At 60.2% G+C, this 18,802-nt stretch carries 18 protein-coding genes and 1 tRNA gene; 13 read left to right on the top strand and 6 right to left on the bottom strand.

What is annotated here, in order from left to right; all coding sequences use genetic code 11:
* Window positions 1–30 precede the first annotated feature (30 nt).
* From GRI65_RS08730 to GRI65_RS08720, 3 genes are all read right to left on the bottom strand, one after another.
* Complete coding sequence (locus GRI65_RS08730; RefSeq protein ID WP_332872623.1) at window positions 31–765, bottom strand: GntR family transcriptional regulator; 735 nt, start codon at window positions 763–765, stop codon at window positions 31–33.
* Window positions 766–769: 4 nt separating this feature from the next.
* Window positions 770–1,672 carry an N-acetylmuramic acid 6-phosphate etherase gene (locus tag GRI65_RS08725; RefSeq protein WP_160756125.1) on the bottom strand — a complete coding sequence of 301 codons (903 nt, stop codon included), beginning with the start codon at window positions 1,670–1,672 and terminating at the stop codon, window positions 770–772.
* A gap of 91 nt (window positions 1,673–1,763) precedes the next feature.
* Window positions 1,764–2,645, bottom strand: coding sequence for a BadF/BadG/BcrA/BcrD ATPase family protein (locus GRI65_RS08720; RefSeq protein ID WP_160756124.1), 882 nt, complete (start codon window positions 2,643–2,645; stop codon window positions 1,764–1,766).
* 370 nt (window positions 2,646–3,015) lie between these two features.
* Between GRI65_RS08720 and GRI65_RS08715 the strand changes: the two genes are divergently transcribed.
* The 3 genes from GRI65_RS08715 to GRI65_RS08705 are packed head-to-tail and all read left to right on the top strand — an operon-like array spanning window position 3,016 to window position 5,656.
* Complete coding sequence (locus tag GRI65_RS08715; RefSeq protein ID WP_160756123.1) at window positions 3,016–4,029, top strand: SIS domain-containing protein; 1,014 nt, start codon at window positions 3,016–3,018, stop codon at window positions 4,027–4,029.
* Window positions 4,026–5,186, top strand: coding sequence for an N-acetylglucosamine-6-phosphate deacetylase (gene nagA / locus GRI65_RS08710; protein ID WP_160756122.1), 1,161 nt, complete (start codon window positions 4,026–4,028; stop codon window positions 5,184–5,186). Before GRI65_RS08715 ends, nagA begins: the two co-directional genes overlap by 4 nt.
* Window positions 5,183–5,656: a TIGR02594 family protein gene (locus GRI65_RS08705; RefSeq protein WP_160756121.1), complete on the top strand. Its 474-nt coding sequence runs from the start codon at window positions 5,183–5,185 to the stop codon at window positions 5,654–5,656. Before nagA ends, GRI65_RS08705 begins: the two co-directional genes overlap by 4 nt.
* An 86-nt stretch (window positions 5,657–5,742) precedes the next feature.
* Here GRI65_RS08705 and GRI65_RS08700 read toward each other — a convergent pair whose 3' ends face one another.
* Window positions 5,743–7,440, bottom strand: coding sequence for an AmpG family muropeptide MFS transporter (locus GRI65_RS08700; RefSeq protein ID WP_202391278.1), 1,698 nt, complete (start codon window positions 7,438–7,440; stop codon window positions 5,743–5,745).
* Window positions 7,441–7,976: 536 nt separating this feature from the next.
* On the opposite strand from GRI65_RS08700, the gene lysA reads away from it, so the two are divergent.
* A complete protein-coding gene (lysA, locus tag GRI65_RS08695; RefSeq protein WP_232844013.1) occupies window positions 7,977–9,242 on the top strand; it encodes a diaminopimelate decarboxylase in 1,266 nt (421 codons plus the stop codon).
* A gap of 352 nt (window positions 9,243–9,594) precedes the next feature.
* Here lysA and GRI65_RS08690 read toward each other — a convergent pair.
* Window positions 9,595–9,671: transfer RNA gene (locus GRI65_RS08690), tRNA-Arg, on the bottom strand.
* Between the two features lie 163 nt (window positions 9,672–9,834).
* Here GRI65_RS08690 and GRI65_RS08685 point away from each other — a divergent pair.
* From GRI65_RS08685 to GRI65_RS08645, 9 genes are all read left to right on the top strand, one after another.
* Window positions 9,835–10,224 carry a hypothetical protein gene (locus tag GRI65_RS08685; RefSeq protein WP_160756119.1) on the top strand — a complete coding sequence of 130 codons (390 nt, stop codon included), beginning with the start codon at window positions 9,835–9,837 and terminating at the stop codon, window positions 10,222–10,224.
* Between the two features lie 105 nt (window positions 10,225–10,329).
* Window positions 10,330–10,791, top strand: a complete 462-nt coding sequence (locus GRI65_RS08680; protein WP_232844012.1) for an MmcB family DNA repair protein — start codon at window positions 10,330–10,332, stop codon at window positions 10,789–10,791.
* An 85-nt stretch (window positions 10,792–10,876) separates the two neighbouring features.
* Window positions 10,877–11,608, top strand: a complete 732-nt coding sequence (locus tag GRI65_RS08675) for a sterol desaturase family protein (protein WP_160756117.1) — start codon at window positions 10,877–10,879, stop codon at window positions 11,606–11,608.
* A gap of 53 nt (window positions 11,609–11,661) precedes the next feature.
* Window positions 11,662–12,105, top strand: a complete 444-nt coding sequence (locus tag GRI65_RS08670; protein ID WP_332872622.1) for a DUF2141 domain-containing protein — start codon at window positions 11,662–11,664, stop codon at window positions 12,103–12,105.
* 160 nt (window positions 12,106–12,265) lie between these two features.
* Entirely contained in the window at window positions 12,266–13,906 is a 1,641-nt protein-coding gene (locus GRI65_RS08665) for a PAS domain-containing protein (protein WP_160756115.1), read from the top strand.
* A gap of 121 nt (window positions 13,907–14,027) precedes the next feature.
* Window positions 14,028–14,996 (top strand): alpha/beta hydrolase, encoded by a 969-nt coding sequence (locus GRI65_RS08660; RefSeq protein ID WP_160756114.1) that lies wholly within the window; start codon window positions 14,028–14,030, stop codon window positions 14,994–14,996.
* A 10-nt stretch (window positions 14,997–15,006) separates the two neighbouring features.
* Entirely contained in the window at window positions 15,007–16,362 is a 1,356-nt protein-coding gene (locus tag GRI65_RS08655) for a M48 family metalloprotease (protein ID WP_160756113.1), read from the top strand.
* 18 nt (window positions 16,363–16,380) lie between these two features.
* Entirely contained in the window at window positions 16,381–17,079 is a 699-nt protein-coding gene (locus tag GRI65_RS08650) for a DsbA family protein (RefSeq protein WP_160756112.1), read from the top strand.
* On the top strand, window positions 17,076–18,134 hold the full coding sequence (locus tag GRI65_RS08645; protein WP_160756111.1) for a M48 family metalloprotease: 1,059 nt from the start codon (window positions 17,076–17,078) through the stop codon (window positions 18,132–18,134). The genes GRI65_RS08650 and GRI65_RS08645 overlap by 4 nt, the downstream gene beginning before the upstream one ends.
* Here the strand turns inward: GRI65_RS08645 and GRI65_RS08640 are convergent.
* Window positions 18,092–18,730, bottom strand: coding sequence for an HD domain-containing protein (locus GRI65_RS08640; protein WP_232844011.1), 639 nt, complete (start codon window positions 18,728–18,730; stop codon window positions 18,092–18,094). The genes GRI65_RS08645 and GRI65_RS08640 overlap by 43 nt on opposite strands.
* Window positions 18,731–18,802 lie beyond the last annotated feature (72 nt).

Raw genomic sequence — 18,802 nt, 5'->3', positions numbered from 1 at the left:
CGATTTTCCAATCTCGTGATCAGCCATATGTCATCGTGGGTTGCCGCCAGCCCCTACAACCAGCTGCGAAACGAAATCATACCGGTCGCCGCGATAGGCTGATCGGGTATATTCCAGTATTTCCCCATCTTCTGATTTGCTCGACCGCTCAATTCTCAGAATCTCGGCTTTTTCCTCTATGCAGAGGATCCCGGCTTCGGTCGGAGTGGCAAGCGCCGCGCGAATTCTCTGGGTGCCCGATACAGGCTTGGCGCCATTTGCGGTTAGCGCCTCGTAAAGCGATCCTTTCACCGCGCTCAGGTCTGGCAAGAATTTCGCCGGTACGACAGCATGTTCAATGGCCAGGGGTTCGCCTCCGGATAATCTAACCCGCCCCAACCGGACCACCTCGATGGACGCTGGAATTCCCAGAGCGTTGGCTTCATCCTCTGTCGGCAATGCGTAAGTTTTGATTATCCAGATCACCGCGGAATCTTCGCCGCGCGCTTTGGCATCATCACTAAAGCTGCTCAATTCCGAAACCGGCGCTTCGATCCGTTTCGCGACGAATGTACCCGATCCCTGTTTGCGAAACAGCAGGCCTTCCCGGATCAGTTCGTCGATTCCCTTGCGAACAGTAATGCGGGACATTCCTGTCATCGCGGTCAAAGCTCGCTCCGATGGCAAGGTATTGCCCGCCTTCAGGCTACCGTCATGGATGTGGCTGCGCAGATTGCGTGCGAGCTGCTGATAAAGCGGTGTCGAATCTTCCGGCTTCGCTGCCAAACTGTTATGCATCGGTCTCTTTCGAAGTTTGCATTGCCGTGATCGCCGCTCGCGGGTTTCCGTTATTGGCGGTGATCAGGCGATCTGCTTCGTTGCGGTCCGCTCCAAGCGCGATGAGTACAGCTGGCAAAACCCTGCGATCGGCTTGTTCAAGAGCGTGTTCGGCGGCGATCTGATCGACACCGGCCAACGTACGGATCATGGCGTGTCCACGAGCGAGCAGCTTTTCATTCGATATGCGAAGATTGACCATCATGCCGTTGAACACCAGGCCACGCCTCAACATTATCGCGGTGGACAACGTGTTCAGTACGACCTTTTGGGCCGTACCCGCCTTCATCCGGGTCGAGCCGGCGATGACTTCGCTGCCGGTCTGGACGCAAATGCCGAATTCGGCTTGCGCCTCCAACTGAGAACCAATGTTACTGGAAAGTCCAACCGTCAGTGCACCCCGTTCCTTGGCAGCTCTGATTACTGCGACCGTAAAAGGGGTCGATCCGCTTGCGGCGACTCCGATGACAACATCATTCGCACCTACCTGGTTAGTGCTGACCTGACGCTTGCCTTCCTCGGCATCGTCTTCCGCGCCCTCCGCGCTTTCTACAAGGGCAGCCAGGCCACCGGCCATCAGGAAAACAAGCCTACTTCTCGGCCAGTTGAACGTCGGGTACAGCTCGACCCCGTCCTGCACGGCAATCCGGCCTGATGTGCCGGCTCCGGCATAAATCAGCCGTCCCGCTGGACCCAGCCTAATGGCAGCAGCATCAGCGGCAGCCGCAATCATTTCGCTCTGGCTTCGAATTGCAGCCAAGGCTGCCATATGCCCCTCCAGCATGGCCTCGACCGCTGAAATCGTCGGCCACTGGTCAATCTCTGCAAATCGGCAATCGATGAGTTCGGTGGTCATGTTCCGGCCCCCTCCAAAACACCGAACATAGCGCCTCTGTCGATTGCCAACTGTCCAAGGTCCGTATCCAACGGGTTCGTCATTCTGATAATCATTCCGCTCGACCTGGCGGTAGCCCGCGAAGCTGTGCGAGTTGAATTGCGCCCTGCAAGGCATCCCCCATGGGAGCTCGAAGGCGCTCCCGCACCCCTGCCGCAAGCCAGTCATGGAGGCGTGGAGCAAGACCGCCCATAAGGCAGCAAGTCGGCGCCCCGCGATCAAGCAGGACACGTATCAGCCGGTCGATGCGAAGCGCGGCTTCCTGCACGATCGGCTCGGCCACGGGGTCGCCCCTGTTGGCATGGTCCATGACCAATGGTGCAAATTTCGCGTAATCAGTCGCGTTTGCCTTATCCATCCACGCGACGATTTCTCCCGCCAGACCCGAAAATCCGTCGATGATTTCCTGTGTCATGGGCGTATGTGCAATTCTGCCATCGCGTGCCCAGAGTGAGCGCCGGATCGCGCGCAAACCCAGATCGGCGCCGCTGCCCTCGTCTGAAATCGGAAAACCGTAGCCACCGACAACCACCGTCTCGTCACCTACGCGTGCAAACCCCACGCTTCCCGTCCCGACAATGACGATGCCCCCATCCTGCCCGAGATGAGCGCCGAGGCAGGCAATCGCTGCATCGCTGGCAATCGCGAGTGAATCATAGGGAAACGGATGCTCCCGCAAACCCTTGAGGACGCCTTTTCGGTTTAGTCCCGAAATACCGATACCTGCGCGGATACGCCCCACATCGCCGCGACCCAAACCTGCTGAAAGAACCGCCGCGCTGCTCGCGTCTTCGATCGCCTCGATCGCTAAAGCGAGCCCAATTCGCGAGTTGGCTGGGCCGCCTTCACCGGCTCCGAGGGTGCGACCTTCAGAGTCCGATATTCGCGCACGTGTGTGCGTACCGCCCGCATCAATTCCAAGGTAATATGTCATCTGGTTCTAGCGGTCCCGTAGTTGTCGCTGCTGACTAACACTCCGTCCGAATGATCGCAATTGGTATTAATACCACTGCGGCTCCATATAGGGCATCATTCGGCCAACTTCGTACGTCCGGCAAAGGACCGATCAGCGCCATACCCACGCCAATCGCGGGTTTGCTTCATGATGCAGCATTTACGGCGGCTGATACATGGTTGATAAGGTATGACCAATTGACATACCCTTCATCCAATTCTGTTTAACCTGACATCAATTTTCGAGCAGAAACCGGAGAAAATTCCGTGCGGTGGACCCAGATTGGTATTATAACCACCTCATGTTACCGTCGTCCGCTCGTCTCAACGCGAACCAAAGCCGTATCAGTATGGTGGCAGAAGCGGCGGAGGCTGCCGAGGTGACGAGGCGGCAGCTTACCTGGTGGGCAGACAGCGGCGAGCATGTCCTGCACAGATTGCACGCGTGTGCCCCCATGCAGGTAGCAACCTGCGGCCGTGGGAGTTCGGACCATGCGGCCAGCTACGCGAAGCATTTGATCGAGACGGTGATCCGCCTGCCCGTGATGTCGCATTCACCATCAACAAGTTCGATATATGAAGTTGAGCTGGCAGGTTTAGAGCGAACGCTATTCCTCGTTATCTCGCAGTCCGGCCGAAGTTCGGACATCTTGCTCTCGGCAGATGCAGCGAAGGTTTCTGGGGCGTTGGTCTGCGCAATCGTGAACGACGAATGTTCGCCGCTTGCAGACATCGCCGATGTCACGATCCCCCTGCTTGCAGGAACTGAAACGAGCATTGCAGCGACCAAGACCTATATTGCATCGCTATTCACGGTGTTGATGCTGGTGGGCTCATGGGCGAAAGAATCAGGGTTGCTGGAAGCTGCGTCTCGAACGCCGAACCTGCTCACCGAAGCTTGGGCAATGGACTGGAGCGAAGGCACTGCGACGCTGACGCAGGCGCGCAATATGTACATCATCGGCCGGGGCCCCACATTTGGCATTGCGCAAGAGGCCGCATTAAAGCTGAAGGAAACCTGCGGCATTCATGCCGAAGCGTTTAGTGAAGCGGAAGTTCGGCATGGGCCCATGGAGTTGGTAAAAAAGGATTTCCCCGTATTGCTGTTCATACCGGGGGACAGGGCATCAACCGGGTTCTGCTCTCTTGTCGATGACTTTGTCGGGCGCGGTGCACAGGTGATCGTCGCCGGTGCCAGCTATCCCGGAACGGTGCAGCTACCGACAGTGGCGCATGTCCGCGCGGAGGTTTCGGCGATTTGCATGATCCAGAGCTTTTACAGAATGGCCGCGCAGATTAGCGTGGCGCGGGGTCTTGATCCTGATCGACCTGCCCATTTGCGCAAGGTTACGGATACATTGTGAGCGCTTACGCACTTTTTGCCGACCGCGTGCTTACTGACGAAGGGTTTGCCAAAGGCTCGTGTGTCATTGTCCAAGATGGACAAATCGTCAGTATCATTTCAACAGCAGACTGCCCCGTTGACATCGTGCGAGCAAAACTGACCGGTGACCTGGTGCCGGGCTTTATCGACCTTCAGGTTAACGGTGGTGGCGGTGTGCTGCTTAACGATCGGCCGAGCGTGGAGGGCATACGAAAAATCGCGGAAGCGCATCGCACATTCGGGACAACAGGTTTGCTTCCAACCCTGATTAGCGATGATCTCGATACTATTTCTCGCGCCATTGCGGCGGTTGACCAGGCAATCGCGGCTGGAGTTCCCGGCATTCTCGGCATTCATCTGGAGGGGCCGTTCCTGAATGCCCGCAAAAAGGGCATTCACGACGCCAGCAAATTTCGCACGCTGGACGAGGCCGCGCTTGACCTCATTACCTCGCTCAAGAACGGCAAAACACTCGTGACGCTGGCGCCCGAACTTGTGGCGTGTGACATGATCCGCAAGCTCAATGAGAGAGGCGTGATCGTTGCTGCTGGCCATACAGCGGCCACCTATGAAGAAATGGACGCAGCTTTAGCCTGCGGAGTTTCCGGATTCACGCATCTTTTCAATGCGATGCCGGTAATGGAAAGCAGGGCGCCAGGCGCAGTCGGCGCCGCGCTCGGCTCCCCTTCGGCCTGGTGCAGCATGATTGTCGACGGCCATCATGTGCACCCTGCGATGCTGCGCATTGCGCTTGCAGCCAAGGGTGCCGAGCGGATCGTACTGGTCACCGATGCCATGCCGAGCGTCGGTTCGGCCAACGAAAGCTTTGACCTCGGCGGGCAAACAATTACGGCCACCGGGGGCAAATGCGTCTCGGTTGACGGAACCCTTGCCGGTGCTGATCTCAACATGGCGCAGGCGGTTCGAAACGCATCCTTGATGATGAACGTCCCTATCGAAAGTGCAATTCGGATGGCGTCCGCCAATGCAGCAGCGGCCCTTGGCATCAGCGACAAATCTGGCGCAATCCGCCCCGGACTGAGTGCGAATTTCGCATTGCTGGATGCCAGCGGCTTTGTCAGCGCCACATGGATCGACGGAGTCGAATACCGCCCAGCAGATGGGTCCACGACATGAAAGAGAGCAATATGCCCCTATGGCTCGAAGTTGCCTTGCAGGAAGAAGCGGCCGGGGTTGCGGAGACCGGTTCGAACCAGCGCATTCTTGCCTATCTGGCGACCTGCGCCGACCTCACCGAAAGTGAACTTTCCAATGACGCAACCGCATGGTGCGCAGCATTCGCAAACTGGTGCATGATGGAAGCAGGTTTGACCGGGACAGGCACGTCCTGGGCACGGGACTGGTTCCACTGGGGTGTCAACGATCCCGAGCCCGGCCTTGGTTCGATTGTCGTATGGAAACGCGCTGAAAGCGGCAACCTTGACGGTCCCTATGGTCACGTGTCGTTTTTGCTTGAGGCCAAAGATGACCAACTGATCGTGCTGGGCGGCAACCAGAAGAATTCCGTTTGCCGCCTGCCCTATCCGCGCGAAGGATTGCTGCGAGGCGATTACTACAGCGATGTCGCTTTCAGAAAGCCGGGCTAGCCGAGTCGTCTTAGCCTTAGCAGAACACAGTTTTGGCGGTGCATTTTTGCGATTTGACAGACGCTTTGTTCGGCAAACACCCAAGCTTATTGCACCGCGAGTGAAGCCGACCCCGATCTGCGATCTCTCCGCGCCACCCGCGCCCATTCGACCAGACACAAAAACACGGCAATGAAGCCGATCTGCGTCGTCAGGACAAAGACGTCATAGTATCCCTGATTTTCGATCATCTCGCCCAATGCCCCTCGTCCGAGCGTGCCGATCAACAGGGTGAGCGACGATAAAAGGGCGTATTGCACCGCGCTATATTGTTTGGAAACAATTGAGGACAGCCAAGCGATGAACGCAGCACCTGCAACCCCGATCGCGAGATTTTCGAACCCGATAGTCAGCGTTAATTTGGCAAGCTTCGCACTGCCTCCGGGCAGTTGCTCGATCGCCCAGGTAAAGCCGATCGCATCGCTTAGCGCCAGCATGCGCGCGCCGCCGATAGCCAAGTCGGCGTACAGCAAATTGGTAAGCGCCGCCAGCAACGCGCCTATAGTCAGGGTCAGCATCCGGCCCAGCACCGTCAGCATATAGCCGCCTATGGCGAGTCCCAGAATGATCGCGCCCACCCCGAAGAATTTCGATGCGAAGGCAACCTCGTCATTCGTATATCCCAGCTCGCCGAGATAGAATGGATAAGCGAAAGTGCCCCAGATCGCGTCGCAAATCCGGTAGGTCAAAACCAGGGAGATAATCAGGACCAGTGACCACCCCAAACGCCCAACGAATTCGATGAGCGGCAACAGCAGCGCGCGATACAAATGATCGAACACATAGGCCGCGCCGGTGCTAGGCGGCGCATCTTCCGCCAGCAAATGTTTCCCGCCGTGTTTCTGTGCCGCCAGCCAACCCGCGACAAGAGCGGGCACCACGACGGTCGCCACGATTATCCACGGGCCCCAATTGACTGTGAAGTCAATCGGGTTGGGCCTGTTTGCCGGCGCATAGGTCAGCGACATGAACATGAAGGTAAGCACGCCGCCGATGGCGCCAGCCCACAGTAGCGCCACGATCGCAAGCGCCCGCCAACGGATGGCTGGCTCCAATTCGCCAGCCTTGCGCAAATCGAGCAATTCGTCGTCCAACACGCCCTCGCGGCTACCTTTTCGAGCGTCATTGTCCGGTGCCCACAGCCCGACTATTCCGATCGCAACAAGAATCGCACCCATCACCATATACGTGGATGGCCAACCGATGCGGGCAGCAATAATGAGCCCAAAGGCGCCGCCAACCAGTGCGGCCAGGCGATACCCCATCTGGTAAATGGTCGAGAGAATATCGATCGTCGCCTCTTCGTCTGCCACATCGATACGCCAGGCGTTGATGGCGATATCCTGCGTCGCCGAGGCAAGCGCGCCGATCCCCGCAAGAAGCGAAAACCAGCCAATGTTTTCGTTGGAAGGGTGACTGAAACTCAACAGTAGCAAAATGATGCCGATCAGGAGCTGCGCCGGCACAATCCACTGCTTGCGCCGCCCAAGCCGGCGGAAACCGGCTATGTCGACCTTGTCGATCAGCGGCGACCACAAAAACTGGAAAGCATAGGCCAGTCCGATGAGAGAGAAGACGCCCATCGTTTCAAGTTCAACCTTGGCTTCGGTCAGCCAGGCGTAAAGCGTCCCCAGAAACAAGGCGAAAGGTAATCCACTGGCAAAGCCGAACAGCAGCATAAAACCTGTTTTGCGATTGGACAGAGCAAGTCCAAGCACGCGCCAGGCTGACCGCTTTTCCTCCATTGTGGCTTCACTTATCAATGATGTCTTGCCTTGCTGTGGATCACACCAAAAAGATCAGTTCAGTCCTCGGCGATCGTAGGTATGTTTGGCCCGTAACAAGGGCCATGCCCACCAATATCGGAGCCGTGGCCCTAAAGCTACGAAGCGCGCGCCCCCCCTCCTGGTTGTGCCACTTTGCCAAAACATGACACCACCTTCGCCTACACAGTTTGACGAAACCGAATATCAGTCAAGATACTGTTTTATAAGCTTATCAGGATGACAGAAGTAAAGCTTCTGTCCAACGCATTACAGAACAGGAGGCGCCATGATGGGACGCTTCACAATCGTCACATCAACATCAGGGGATCTCGAAAACTATACCGCAGGTTATAGGTCACGGCCTTAAAACACTGCCCAAAATGAGTGACCGCGAGCAAGCTTGCCGTAAAGTCGGCCGGTTCGCAAACCAGCAGACAGACATCCCCGGATCGCAAATGTCCCAGCTCGTTGTTGCGGCACAAGTGGCCAAGGATCCATAATCGAGGCGAGTACCAATGAGGAGTCAGTTCAGGCTTCATAACGGTGTGATGCATTGCGAACGGGTCCCGCTGCCGTTGATCGCCGAACAGGTTGGCACGCCCGCCTACGTTTACTCGACCGCCAGCATGAGAAATCAGGTGCTCGCGTTGAGGGAAGCTCTGGCGCCAACGGGCGAACCGCTTATCGCATACGCCGTGAAGGCCAACCCGAATGCCGCGATTCTCACAACCTTCGCTGCCGAAGGGCTCGGCGCAGACGTCGTGTCCATCGGTGAATATGTCCGGGCGCGAGCCGCCGGGATTGCGCCTGAGAAAATCGTCTTCTCCGGCGTGGGAAAGACCGCAGATGAAATGGCCGCCGCGCTCGATGGCGGCCTGTACCAGTTCAATATTGAATCCGCCGAAGAAGCCGAGATGCTCTCGCAAGTTGCGCAAGCCGCTGACAAACGTGCGCCTGCGGCGATCCGGATCAATCCGGATGTCGAAGCGGGCTCCCACCCGAAAATTTCGACCGGAGCCGCACGAAACAAGTTTGGCATCTCGATGGCTGAGGCACTCGACATCTTTGGCAGACTTGATGCGTTTCCAGGTTTGGACCTGCGCGGAGTTGCGGTGCATATCGGGAGCCAGCTGACCAATCTCTCCGTGCTGGAAACTGCGTTCACAAAAATCGGAGATCTGGTCTCAGGGTTGCGGGATCGCGGTCATGAAATCGCGACAGTCGATCTGGGTGGCGGGTTAGGGATCAATTATGACCCGCGAGACGCGCTTGCCCCTAGCCCGGCCGATTATGGTGCCATGATCAGGCGAGTGTCCGCCTGCTGGGGTGTCCGGCTAATCGTTGAACCCGGGCGCTTGCTGGTCGGAAGCGCCGGGGTCCTCCTCACTAGGGTCATTCGCGTAAAGGCAGGTGCCGTGCATCCTTTTGTGGTTCTGGACGCCGGGATGAACGACTTGATGCGGCCAGCGCTTTATGACGCGTGGCACGCAATCAATGCCGTTAACCCAACCGGGCAGCAAATGACGGCCGATATTGTCGGCCCAGTTTGCGAGACAGGCGACACATTCGCATTGGGCAGGATCATCGACCAGGTAGACGCAGGAAGCCTGGTCGTGATCGGTCAGGCAGGCGCTTATGCGGCAACAATGGCCTCCTCCTATAATTCACGCCCCTTGATTTCTGAAGTCATGATAAATGGAGAAGATTGGGCGATCGTGAGGGAAAGAGAAACCATCCAGTCCTACTTGGTGACCCCTCCCTTGCCGCCTTGGCTCCGATAATTGCCGCAGGCACTGAATGCACGGAATGAACTGTGCTGGCGGGAGGTGAGGAGTACCACCGCCACATGGGCGAGGCTCGCGGCGATATTATGCAACTTGTTCACCAGGCTAAAATCGGTGGAGGCTCACTCAAAAAGTCGAGGCCCTGCCCTAGGGTCACGTGCAACCAAATAAATCGGATAAGTACGCATCGGCCAATCATGCCCTTTACACCAGCCGTGCACTCCCGGCGACCGAGGCTGATCGATCGGATCGAGGCGATGATTCCCGGCGCGTTCTCATGAGCAACACCGGACTTGCACCGGAATCATGAATCGAAGTCAGCCAAATTCACTGTAAGTCATTGAAATGATGGTGCACCCGACTGGATTCGAACCAGTGACCTCTGCCTTCGGAGGGCAGCGCTCTATCCAGCTGAGCTACGGGTGCCGATGCTTCACCGTTGCCGTGCAACCAGTGCAGCCAGCGGTGTGGACAGGGGCGCGCTTAGCAAAGGGTCTGGCTGCTTGGAAGCACAATGTTGTCTGCCCGCTGCCACAACCCCCGCGCATTAGCGATTTGGCAAGCGGTCTGCCGTAAGGATCGCTGGACCATGAGCATCCACACTTCCGATTTTCACCCTGACGAACCGAAACCGGGGATCGCCGGCACGCCCGGTACCGCGCTTGCCGAATCGGCAGCGCGGCATTGGGACGCATTGCATACCGCGGCCGGTGCGGTCGCCGGGCTCGCGCACTTGCCGCCGGAAGATGCACCCTGCGGTGCTGCAAACTTCGCCTCGCTGCTCGCAGCAGCGCCTCCCTGGAAGGCGGAGCTGGCAAAAAGCGCGCTCAGTGATATCGCGGCATTCATGCAATCGGGCCTGACCGCATTACTTGCCGTGCATGCGGAAAACCGGGAGCCTTCGGCCGCCGCCCATGCCTTGTGGAGCGAGTTCGTCCATGCCCGCGATGCGGTGCTGAAGATCCTCCCGCACCAGTAACCCGGCGCTGGAATCAACCCTAAAGCAGCTTGACCAAGTTCTTGCTCTGTTCCAGAACGGGGCATGACCTTGCAAGCTCCTGTCCTTGATTCTCTCGCCCCTGCAATGACCGGGGAAGCGCGCGCGGTGGTTCGCGGGATTTGCCGCCTGTTTGCCCGTAACGATATCTGGTGTCTGCCGGAAATGGTGCTGCGGAATGGCCGGCGGGCTGATCTGATGGGGATCGATCCCAAGGGCCGGGTGGTGATCGTCGAAATCAAGGTCAGTCGCGGCGATTTGCTGGGTGACGGGAAATGGCCCGATTATCTCGACTATTGCGACCGGTTCTATTGGGGTGTCCCGCCCGGGCTGGACCGAACACCACTGGACGGGCCAGACTTCCAACCCGATTGCTGCGGGGTTATCGTAGCTGACGGGTATGACGCGGAAATCATTCGTCCGGCTCCCTCGCACCCGCTGGCCGCCGCCCGCCGCAAGGTAGAGGTCGAGCGGTTGGCGCGGGCTGCGCTCCGCCGCCAGTTGACGTCTATCGATCCCGATTGCGCGCCGTGGGGAAGAATCGACTGATCGGCTTGCTCTTGCCGAGTTCTCGCGATCCGCACCGCACAGATTTCCGCTGTATCCACCGATAGCATTGGGCCATAGAGGCGCGATGGTAATGGCGATAATCATTTCCGCCCTGGCGATGACGGCAATCGTAGCGATCCGCTATGTGCTGACGAGCGGGCTGTTCGCCTGGGCGACGGAGCGCGTGCTCCCCGGGCATCACGCCGGGCTAGGACCGCAGATCCGCAAGGAAATCCGCTGGTCGCTGCTATCCGCGGCGATCTACGGGGTGCCAGCGGGTATCGCCGCATGGGGCTGGCAGGAACGCGGGTGGACGCTCATCTACACAGAGTGGCAGCAATTTCCCCTGTGGTACCTGCCGCTGAGCCTGCTGATTTACCTGTTCGCGCATGATACGTGGTTTTACTGGACCCACCGGTGGATGCACCGGCCCCGGATTTTTCGCGCGGCGCATGCGGTCCATCACGCCAGCCGCCCGCCCACCGCCTGGGCGGCCATGAGTTTCCATCCGTTGGAAGCACTGACTGGCGCGTTCGTAATTCCGCTGCTGGTGTTCGTGATCCCGGTGCATATTGCGGTTCTGGGGTTGGTGCTGGCCGTCATGACTGTCATGGGCGTGACCAACCACATGGGCTGGGAGATGTTTCCACGGAAACTCGTTCATTCTACCTTGGGTAATTGGCTGATAAGTGCCAGTCACCATCAGCGCCATCACGAGCAATACACATGCAATTACGGACTATATTTTCGTTTCTGGGACAAGGTGTGCGGCACGGACCGCGGCCTTTCGCAAGAATTTTCGGCGCCGGAACGATAACATCCACTCGAGAGCTGCGCCGCGGGGCCGCCCGGTTTTCGGGCGCGGCGCTGGTGGCGGGTCTCGTCGGTGCGGCGGCTTTGCCGGGCAGTGCGATTTTCGCTCGTCCCGCGGCGCAGGCCAGCAACATCACCGTGACGGTCACCAATATGCGTTCGGACGAAGGGGTCGTTCGGGCCTGCATCACGGCGACGTCGAAGGGTTTCCCCAAGTGCGATCCGCGCGATGCAGCCAGCATCAACGTCGTGGCACCCGCGGCGGAGACAGTCACCGTCAACTTCAAGAATGTCACCCCCGGCCGTTATGCCATCGCGCTGCTGCATGACGAGAACAACAACGGTAAAGCCGACCGGGCCCTGATGATGATGCCGACCGAAGGGTTTGGCTTCTCGCGCGATGCAAAGGTTCGGATGGGTCCGCCCAAATTCGAAGATGCGGCGTTCGATGTCGCCGGCAATCCGATCGTCCAGACCATCCGGATGCGCTACATGTTCTGACACCCGGCCCGAATGCCCGGTGCTGACGTCATAACCGAAAATTGGGCCCCATCCCTCAAACCCGATTGCGCCACAGTTTAACGCAATGTTTACCATGCCGCGCCAGAAGGTTCCTTGACACGTCATTCCGGTGACACGGTTTAAGGGGGCTTTCACAGCCATGGATACGCTTCGCGGCAATTTTGGGACGGATGATTTTGACCAGGCAAAGTTCGGGGATGCCCTCGATGATGGCCTTCGTGACTGGGGCGTTACAGAAGACGCGTCCGAAGAGGACAGCGTCAGCGAACCCCCCCCCGCCGCGATCGGTACCGACGAACGCCGTATGCAGGTCCGGGCTTACAACCACTGGGCCAGCCTGCTGGGCGATTACAATTTTCCGTTGATCGAGGATCTCGAACCCGAAAGCCTGCCGGATTTCGGACCCTACAGCGTAGTGCTCGACTTCACCCTTGGGATGGAGAACCCGGGCATTCAGTATCTCGGCGACCAGCTGGCGGTGGAATGCGGCACGCATGAGGAAATCGATGCGCTGTCGGACATTCCCAGCCGTTCGCTGCTCAGCCGCATTACCGATCATTATATGCAGATCCTGGCCAACCAGGCCCCGATCGGCTTCGAGGCGGAATTCGTCAACCAGCGCGGCGCGACCATCCTTTACCGCGGAATCCTGCTACCATTTTCCAGCGACGGCGAAGCGATCGATTTCATCTACGGCGTGATCAACTGGAAGGAAATGGCCGACCAGATGACTACCGATGAACTCATGCTTGAAATCGACCAGGCGCTGGGCAACCCCGAAGACGATACCGGCGAACAGGGCGGACCCCTTGTAGCCGAAACGCTGCGCGCCGCTGATCCGGTAACGGAATGGGCCGATGGACCGGCCGCCGAACCGCAGCCGGTATACCAACTGGGCCTCGACAACGAGTTCGAAGACGAGTTCGAAGACGAATTCGGCGAAGACGAAGACGATGAAGCCGAGGATGAGGACGCAGGCGACAGCCTGCCCTCGCCGCTGTTCGGCGCGAAAAAGTCTGCCGGCCTGTCCGCCCCGCGCAAGGTTCCGCTCGATCTTTCGGCAGGGGATTTCTTCGTGGCAGATGATCAGACCGATTATTTCGGAGCTGAATACACCGCCCCCGAATACACTGCCCCCGAATACGCGGGGCCCGAACACAGCACGCCCGCACAGGACGAGGGCCTCTTCGATTGCCTGGCATCGGCGCGCGAACTAGCTTCGGTGGCCCGCAGCAGCGAAGATCGCAGTCGCTCCGCTCTGTATGCAGCGGTTGGCCGTGCCTATGATTTTAGCCTGGCGGCGCAGGAAGAAGAACAGGAATTCGGCGAACTGGTTTCGGCCAACGGGCTGACGTTTCAGGAACGTGCTCCGATGACCCCGGTGGTAAAATTGGTGTTCGGGGCCGACTATGACAAAACCCGACTGACCGAATACGCCGCCGTGCTCAGCCATGCGCACCGGATGGACATCGGCCGGGGCCAGCTCGCCGGTTTCTTGGCGCAGGCCGAAGGCGGTCTCAAGGGCGTGGTCAGGGCGGAACGTCAGCTGCGCCGCGAAGACAGCGGCAAGGACGGCGAACAGGCCGAAAGCCCGCAGGAAAAACTGGCCCGCAAATTACGGAACATGCCGACGCATTCTTTCGACGCGCTGTCGTCCGACGGCGACGAATTCGCGCTGGTCATGATCCGCCGGATGCCGGACGGCGAGATTGTGCTGCTCGGCGAAATTTCCGGCGATGCGCCAATGGTCGAACGCGCTGCCCGCAAACTGGTCGGCTGACCGCTTCCCGGCAGCGCTTCCGGCCGCCAATATCGCCGGTTCGGGCTATACCTCGTAGCGCGGTGCCGCTAGCACACCGCAAGGCAGGTCCCTCACGGACCGGGTTTGCGACGGGGGCTACATGACGAAGAAGGGATGGCGCCGGATGGGCTGGATCACGCTTGGCTTGGTGGTGGTCGCGGCCAGCGGCGCCGCCATGTTCCGCTTTGCCGTAACTCGCAACGGTCCCGCCGTAATCGACGCGGTCGACCGGGTCGCTGGCGGCGCGCGCGGCGTGGCGCTCGTCCACCGCGAAACCATCGGCCCCGACCCGCAACAGAAGATTGCCGTCTACAACGCGGAAGGCGACGAAGCAGCGAAGCCGGTGATCGTATTCGTCCACGGCGGCAGCTGGCGCAGCGGCGATCCCGATGATTACAGCTTTGTCGCCCGCGCGCTGGCCCCGGAAGGCTTCACCGTCGTGCTCGCCGGATACCGGCTCGGCAATGGCGGCGAATATCCCGCCATGCTGCAAGATACCGCTTCGGCCATCGCCTGGACCCGGCAAAATGTCGCCCGGTATGGCGGCGATCCGGACGCAATCCTGGTCGCGGGCCATTCCGCCGGAGCCTATAACGTGGTGCAAGTCGCGCTGGACCGGCATTGGCTGGAGCGCGCCGGAGTTTCGCCCTCGGTAATCATGGGCGTTGTCGGATTGTCCGGGCCTTACGATTTCCTCCCGCTCGACAGCGATTCCACCAAGGCGGCGTTTGGCGATGCGCCCGATCTGCCCGCGACCCAGCCGGTAAATTACCTGCGCGCCGATGCCCCGCCCATGCTGCTCATCCACGGCGAGAAAGACACGCTGGTCAAACCGCGCAACACCCAAGCGCTGTACACCGGGCTGATCGCCGCCGGGGGTACAGTCACCACGGTCTATTTTCCGGAGATGGATCACAACGCACCGCTCCTCGCGATGGCCAGTCCGTGGCGGAAAAATGGACACGTCGTGCCCGCAATCGTGCGGTTCGCAAACTCGGTGGCTGCATCTGCGAAAGCAGAGGGCGCCGCGGCCAATCCTTCAGTTCCGGTTCAGGCCACGATACGCTAAGAGAGCGGACATGCGCTTGCTCACCCGCCTGATTGCACTGCTGGCCGCCGTGTCGCTGATGGCCCAGCCGGCCACCGCGCAATCCGTCCTGCGTGACGCGGAAACCGAGGCGCTGCTGCAGGAAATGGCGGAACCGCTGGCGCAAGCGGCAGGGCTGGCTCCGGGGAACATTCAGATCGTCCTGATCAACGACCCGTCGATCAACGCCTTCGTGGCGGGCGGGCAGGTCGTCTATATCCACAGCGGGCTGATCGACGCGGCCGATACCGCCAATGAAGTGCAGGGCGTGATCGCCCATGAAATCGGCCATATCACCGGCGGACATGTGATCCGCAGCGGCGAGGGTTTCGGCAAGGCGGCCAACATTTCCATCCTGTCGATGGTGCTGGGCGTAGCCGCCGCGCTGGCCGGCGCCGGGGAAGCGGCAATGGGCGTGATTGCCGCCGGACAACAGGCCGCAGTGGGAAGTTACCTGTCCTTTTCTCGCGTGCAGGAAAGCTCGGCGGATGCGGCAGGGGCCGAATATCTGTCCAAGGCCGGGATTTCAGGCCGCGGTTCGCTGGAATTCTTCAAGAAATTGCAGAACCAAGAATTTCGCTATGGCTACAGCCAGAGCGACGAGGCAGCCTTTTCGCGCACCCACCCGCTGTCGGGTGACCGGATCGCCCGCTTGCGTGAAACCTACATCGTCGATCCCGCGTGGGAGGCACCTGCGGATGCCACGATCCAGCAGCGGTTCGAGCGGGTCAAGGCCAAGCTCTTCGGCTATTTGACCGAGCCGAAGCGCACGCTGCAGCAATACCCGGCCAGCCGAACCGATGTGCCTGCGCGTTATGCCCGGGCCTACGCCTATCATAAGAATGCCCAGATCGAGCAGGCATTGGAAGAGACTTCGCAGCTACTCGCCGCCGATCCGCAAGACCCCTATTTCCTCGAATTGCAGGGCCAGGTCCTGCTAGAATCGGGCCGGCCCGGAGAAGCTCTTGAACCGCTGCGCAAGGCCACCGAACTGACCGGCAACCAGCCCTTGATCGCCTCGATTTTCGGTCACGCCCTGATCGCCACCGAAGACCCGCGGAATTTTCCCGAAGCAGAAAAGGTGCTGCGTCTGGCGGTGGCGCGGGACCGGTACAACCCTTTCGCCTGGTACCAGCTCGGCGTGGTCTATGCCGCCGAGGGGGACATGCCCCGCGCGCGGCTCGCCAGCGCCGAACAGCAGGTAATGAGCCGGAAGTACGAGGAAGCGCTGCGCAGCGCGCAAGCCGCCGAGGCGGGCCTGCCGACGGGGTCGCCCGATTGGATACGCGCGCAGGATATCGGCATGCAGGCACGCGCGGAGCTTGAAAGACAGCCCAAGCGCCGGTAGCGCCGCGGGATCATGCAGATGTCCTTCCGCTCTCTCGCTCTCACCGCGCTGGTTTCGCTGATTTTCGGCTTCACCGGCGCCGCCGTGTGGTCGTTCAGCGGGCTGGGCGATAGCCATACCCGCGCCTACCTGCTCGAAAATCCCGACCTGCTGCCGGAAATGGCCGAGCGGTATCAGCAACAGCAGGGCGCAGACCGTCTGGCCGGCATCGAGGAGCGCGTGCAGACCCCGTTCCCCGGCGCAGAATTCGGCAACCCCGACGGATCTGTCACGCTAGTCGAGTTTACCGACTATGCCTGCGGCTATTGCCGGGCAAGCCAGGAACATGTCGCGCAGCTGGTCCGGGACAATCCCGACTTGCGCGTCGTAATCCGCGAATGGCCGATCTTCGAAGGCAGTGACAAGGCTGCGTTGGTGGCGCTCGCAGCGGCGAAACAGGGCCGTTACCAGGCCTTTCACGATGCGATGTTCACCAAGGGGGCGCCGACCGAGGCAGCTATCGCGGCAGCGGCGGCGGAGGCTGGCGTGGACATGGCAAAGGCACAGGAATTCGCCGCTTCGGGCGAGGCGAAGGCCGAACTGGCCAGCAACACCGAACTGGCGCGGGAGATCGGCTTTGGCGGAACACCCAGCTGGGTGATCGGCGGCCAGCCTTTCGAGGGCGCCATCGGGGTCGAGGCCTTGCAGCAGGCCATCGACGCCGCCCGAAACCGGTGAGACTTCCAAAGATTGCGGACGCGGGCCTGCGCCTGCGCTATTTTCTGATCATCGCCCTGATGCTGGCCGCACCGATTGCACAGCCCGCGCACGGTGCGGACGACACTTCCGCGCAGTTGGCAGCGCTCCAAAAGCGCGACGAGCTGGTCCAGTCGATTGGCTGGAAACTGATCACCGGAAACGCAGCCTTCTGTTCCGAGGCCCGGCCGGCTGTCGGACTATTGCTGCAGGATGTCGCCGCCTTTGGAAATCCCGCCGCCGTGCGCGCGGCAATGGGACTTGCAGGCGATATCGCGGTCCAGGCCCGCGCGGCGGGATCCCCCGCGTTCCGGTCCGGACTGCCGGTGTTCGCCGAAGTGCTGGCAGTCGATGGCCAGCCGATGAGCAGCCTACCGCCCGCCGACAAGGAAACGTGGCAGCGCCTGACCACGCTGCATCAGAGAGTCAACGAGGCTTTGCGTGATCGCGGGCAGGTCGAGATTGTCTGGAGCGGACCGCAGGGCGCGCCCATCACCACCCTGCTGGTCGGCGAGACGGCCTGCGCCAGCGGGTTCGAAGTCATCGCAGGATCCCGCCGCGCCTCAGCCAATGGCCAGCGCGTGGCGATCGGGGCAGATTTCGTCGGGTTTTCCTATACCGAGGAATTGCTCGCAGCCGCCTTGGCGCACGAGTTTGCGCATAATCTGTTGGGCCACCCGGGCTGGCTCGACGCGAACGGGCGCAAACGGCGCAACATCCGCGTGACCGAGCGGGAGGCCGACCGCCTCATGCCATGGCTGTTGGCGAACGGCGGCTACGATCCGGCGGCGGCGGAGCGATTTATGCGCGAATGGGGCCCGGGCAATGACGGCGGCCTGTTCCGGGGCCGAACCCATGACGGGTGGGACGAACGCGCCGAATTCATCGCCGCCGAATTGCCCCTCATTGCGCGCAGCAAGGCCGCGAGCGGATCGGCGGACTGGCGGAGGGGCTTCCGACGGGAAATCGAGTCCGCGCCGCCGCGCGCAAACGCCTATTCGGCGGCTTCCGCCGCATCCGGATCGTCCATCGAATAAAGCGTCGCCAGCGGCCGCGCCATTACCCGGTGCACCATCGGTTCGAAAAACTCGAGCGGTTCGCTTTGATAATCTGGATCGAACGAAGCCTGATCGTATTTTTCACAGAATTCCGCGCAGGCTTCGAAATTCGGGCTGCCCCGGAATTGTTCGCGCGTTTCGCGGTCTATCCCGAGATAATGGAAGTAGTAATAGCCCTGGAAATGCCCGTGCTGCTGGCAAATCCAGTGCAATTGCTCCCGCACGAACGGTTTGATGATCGCCGCAGCGACATCCGGATGATTGAAGCTGCCCAGCGTGTCGCCGATGTCGTGCAACAGGGCCATCACGACATATTGCTCGTCGCGGCCGTCGCGGTAGGCACGCGTGGCGGTTTGCAGCGAATGTTCCAGCCGGTCGACCGGGAACCCGCCAAAATCCCCGTCAAGCAGCCGTAAATGTTCGAGCACCCGGCCAGCGACGCCGCCCGCGAATTCGCGGAAATGGCCCGCGATCAGCGCCCAATCTTCCGCCGTTCCTTCCTTCATTTCCCGGAATTTCGCCCGCTCCGGCCGCTGTTCCGGCCCTTCCGCCGACATTTTCTGTTCGATGCCCATGGCCGCTCTCCTTGATCGCCATGCTACCGCAACCGTGCCGATGCGCAAAACAAACTGACGAACTGCCGCAAA

Origin of the sequence: Allopontixanthobacter sediminis (assembly GCF_009828115.1) — a bacterium.
In the GTDB taxonomy this organism is placed as follows: domain Bacteria; phylum Pseudomonadota; class Alphaproteobacteria; order Sphingomonadales; family Sphingomonadaceae; genus Allopontixanthobacter; species Allopontixanthobacter sediminis.
The sequence above is the reverse complement of the archived record's forward strand: the minus strand, read 5'-3'. Positions and strand labels throughout refer to the sequence as shown.

Coding starts and splice junctions, on each gene's coding strand:
- GRI65_RS08725 (WP_160756125.1), bottom strand. CDS start 1,672: ATGACCACCGAACTCATCGATTGCCGATTTGCAGAGATTGACCAGTGG.
- GRI65_RS08720 (WP_160756124.1), bottom strand. CDS start 2,645: ATGACATATTACCTTGGAATTGATGCGGGCGGTACGCACACACGTGCG.
- GRI65_RS08715 (WP_160756123.1), top strand. CDS start 3,016: ATGGTGGCAGAAGCGGCGGAGGCTGCCGAGGTGACGAGGCGGCAGCTT.
- GRI65_RS08705 (WP_160756121.1), top strand. CDS start 5,183: ATGAAAGAGAGCAATATGCCCCTATGGCTCGAAGTTGCCTTGCAGGAA.
- GRI65_RS08700 (WP_202391278.1), bottom strand. CDS start 7,440: ATGGAGGAAAAGCGGTCAGCCTGGCGCGTGCTTGGACTTGCTCTGTCC.
- lysA (WP_232844013.1), top strand. CDS start 7,977: ATGAGGAGTCAGTTCAGGCTTCATAACGGTGTGATGCATTGCGAACGG.
- GRI65_RS08685 (WP_160756119.1), top strand. CDS start 9,835: ATGAGCATCCACACTTCCGATTTTCACCCTGACGAACCGAAACCGGGG.
- GRI65_RS08680 (WP_232844012.1), top strand. CDS start 10,330: ATGACCGGGGAAGCGCGCGCGGTGGTTCGCGGGATTTGCCGCCTGTTT.
- GRI65_RS08675 (WP_160756117.1), top strand. CDS start 10,877: ATGGTAATGGCGATAATCATTTCCGCCCTGGCGATGACGGCAATCGTA.
- GRI65_RS08665 (WP_160756115.1), top strand. CDS start 12,266: ATGGATACGCTTCGCGGCAATTTTGGGACGGATGATTTTGACCAGGCA.
- GRI65_RS08660 (WP_160756114.1), top strand. CDS start 14,028: ATGACGAAGAAGGGATGGCGCCGGATGGGCTGGATCACGCTTGGCTTG.
- GRI65_RS08655 (WP_160756113.1), top strand. CDS start 15,007: ATGCGCTTGCTCACCCGCCTGATTGCACTGCTGGCCGCCGTGTCGCTG.
- GRI65_RS08650 (WP_160756112.1), top strand. CDS start 16,381: ATGTCCTTCCGCTCTCTCGCTCTCACCGCGCTGGTTTCGCTGATTTTC.
- GRI65_RS08640 (WP_232844011.1), bottom strand. CDS start 18,730: ATGGGCATCGAACAGAAAATGTCGGCGGAAGGGCCGGAACAGCGGCCG.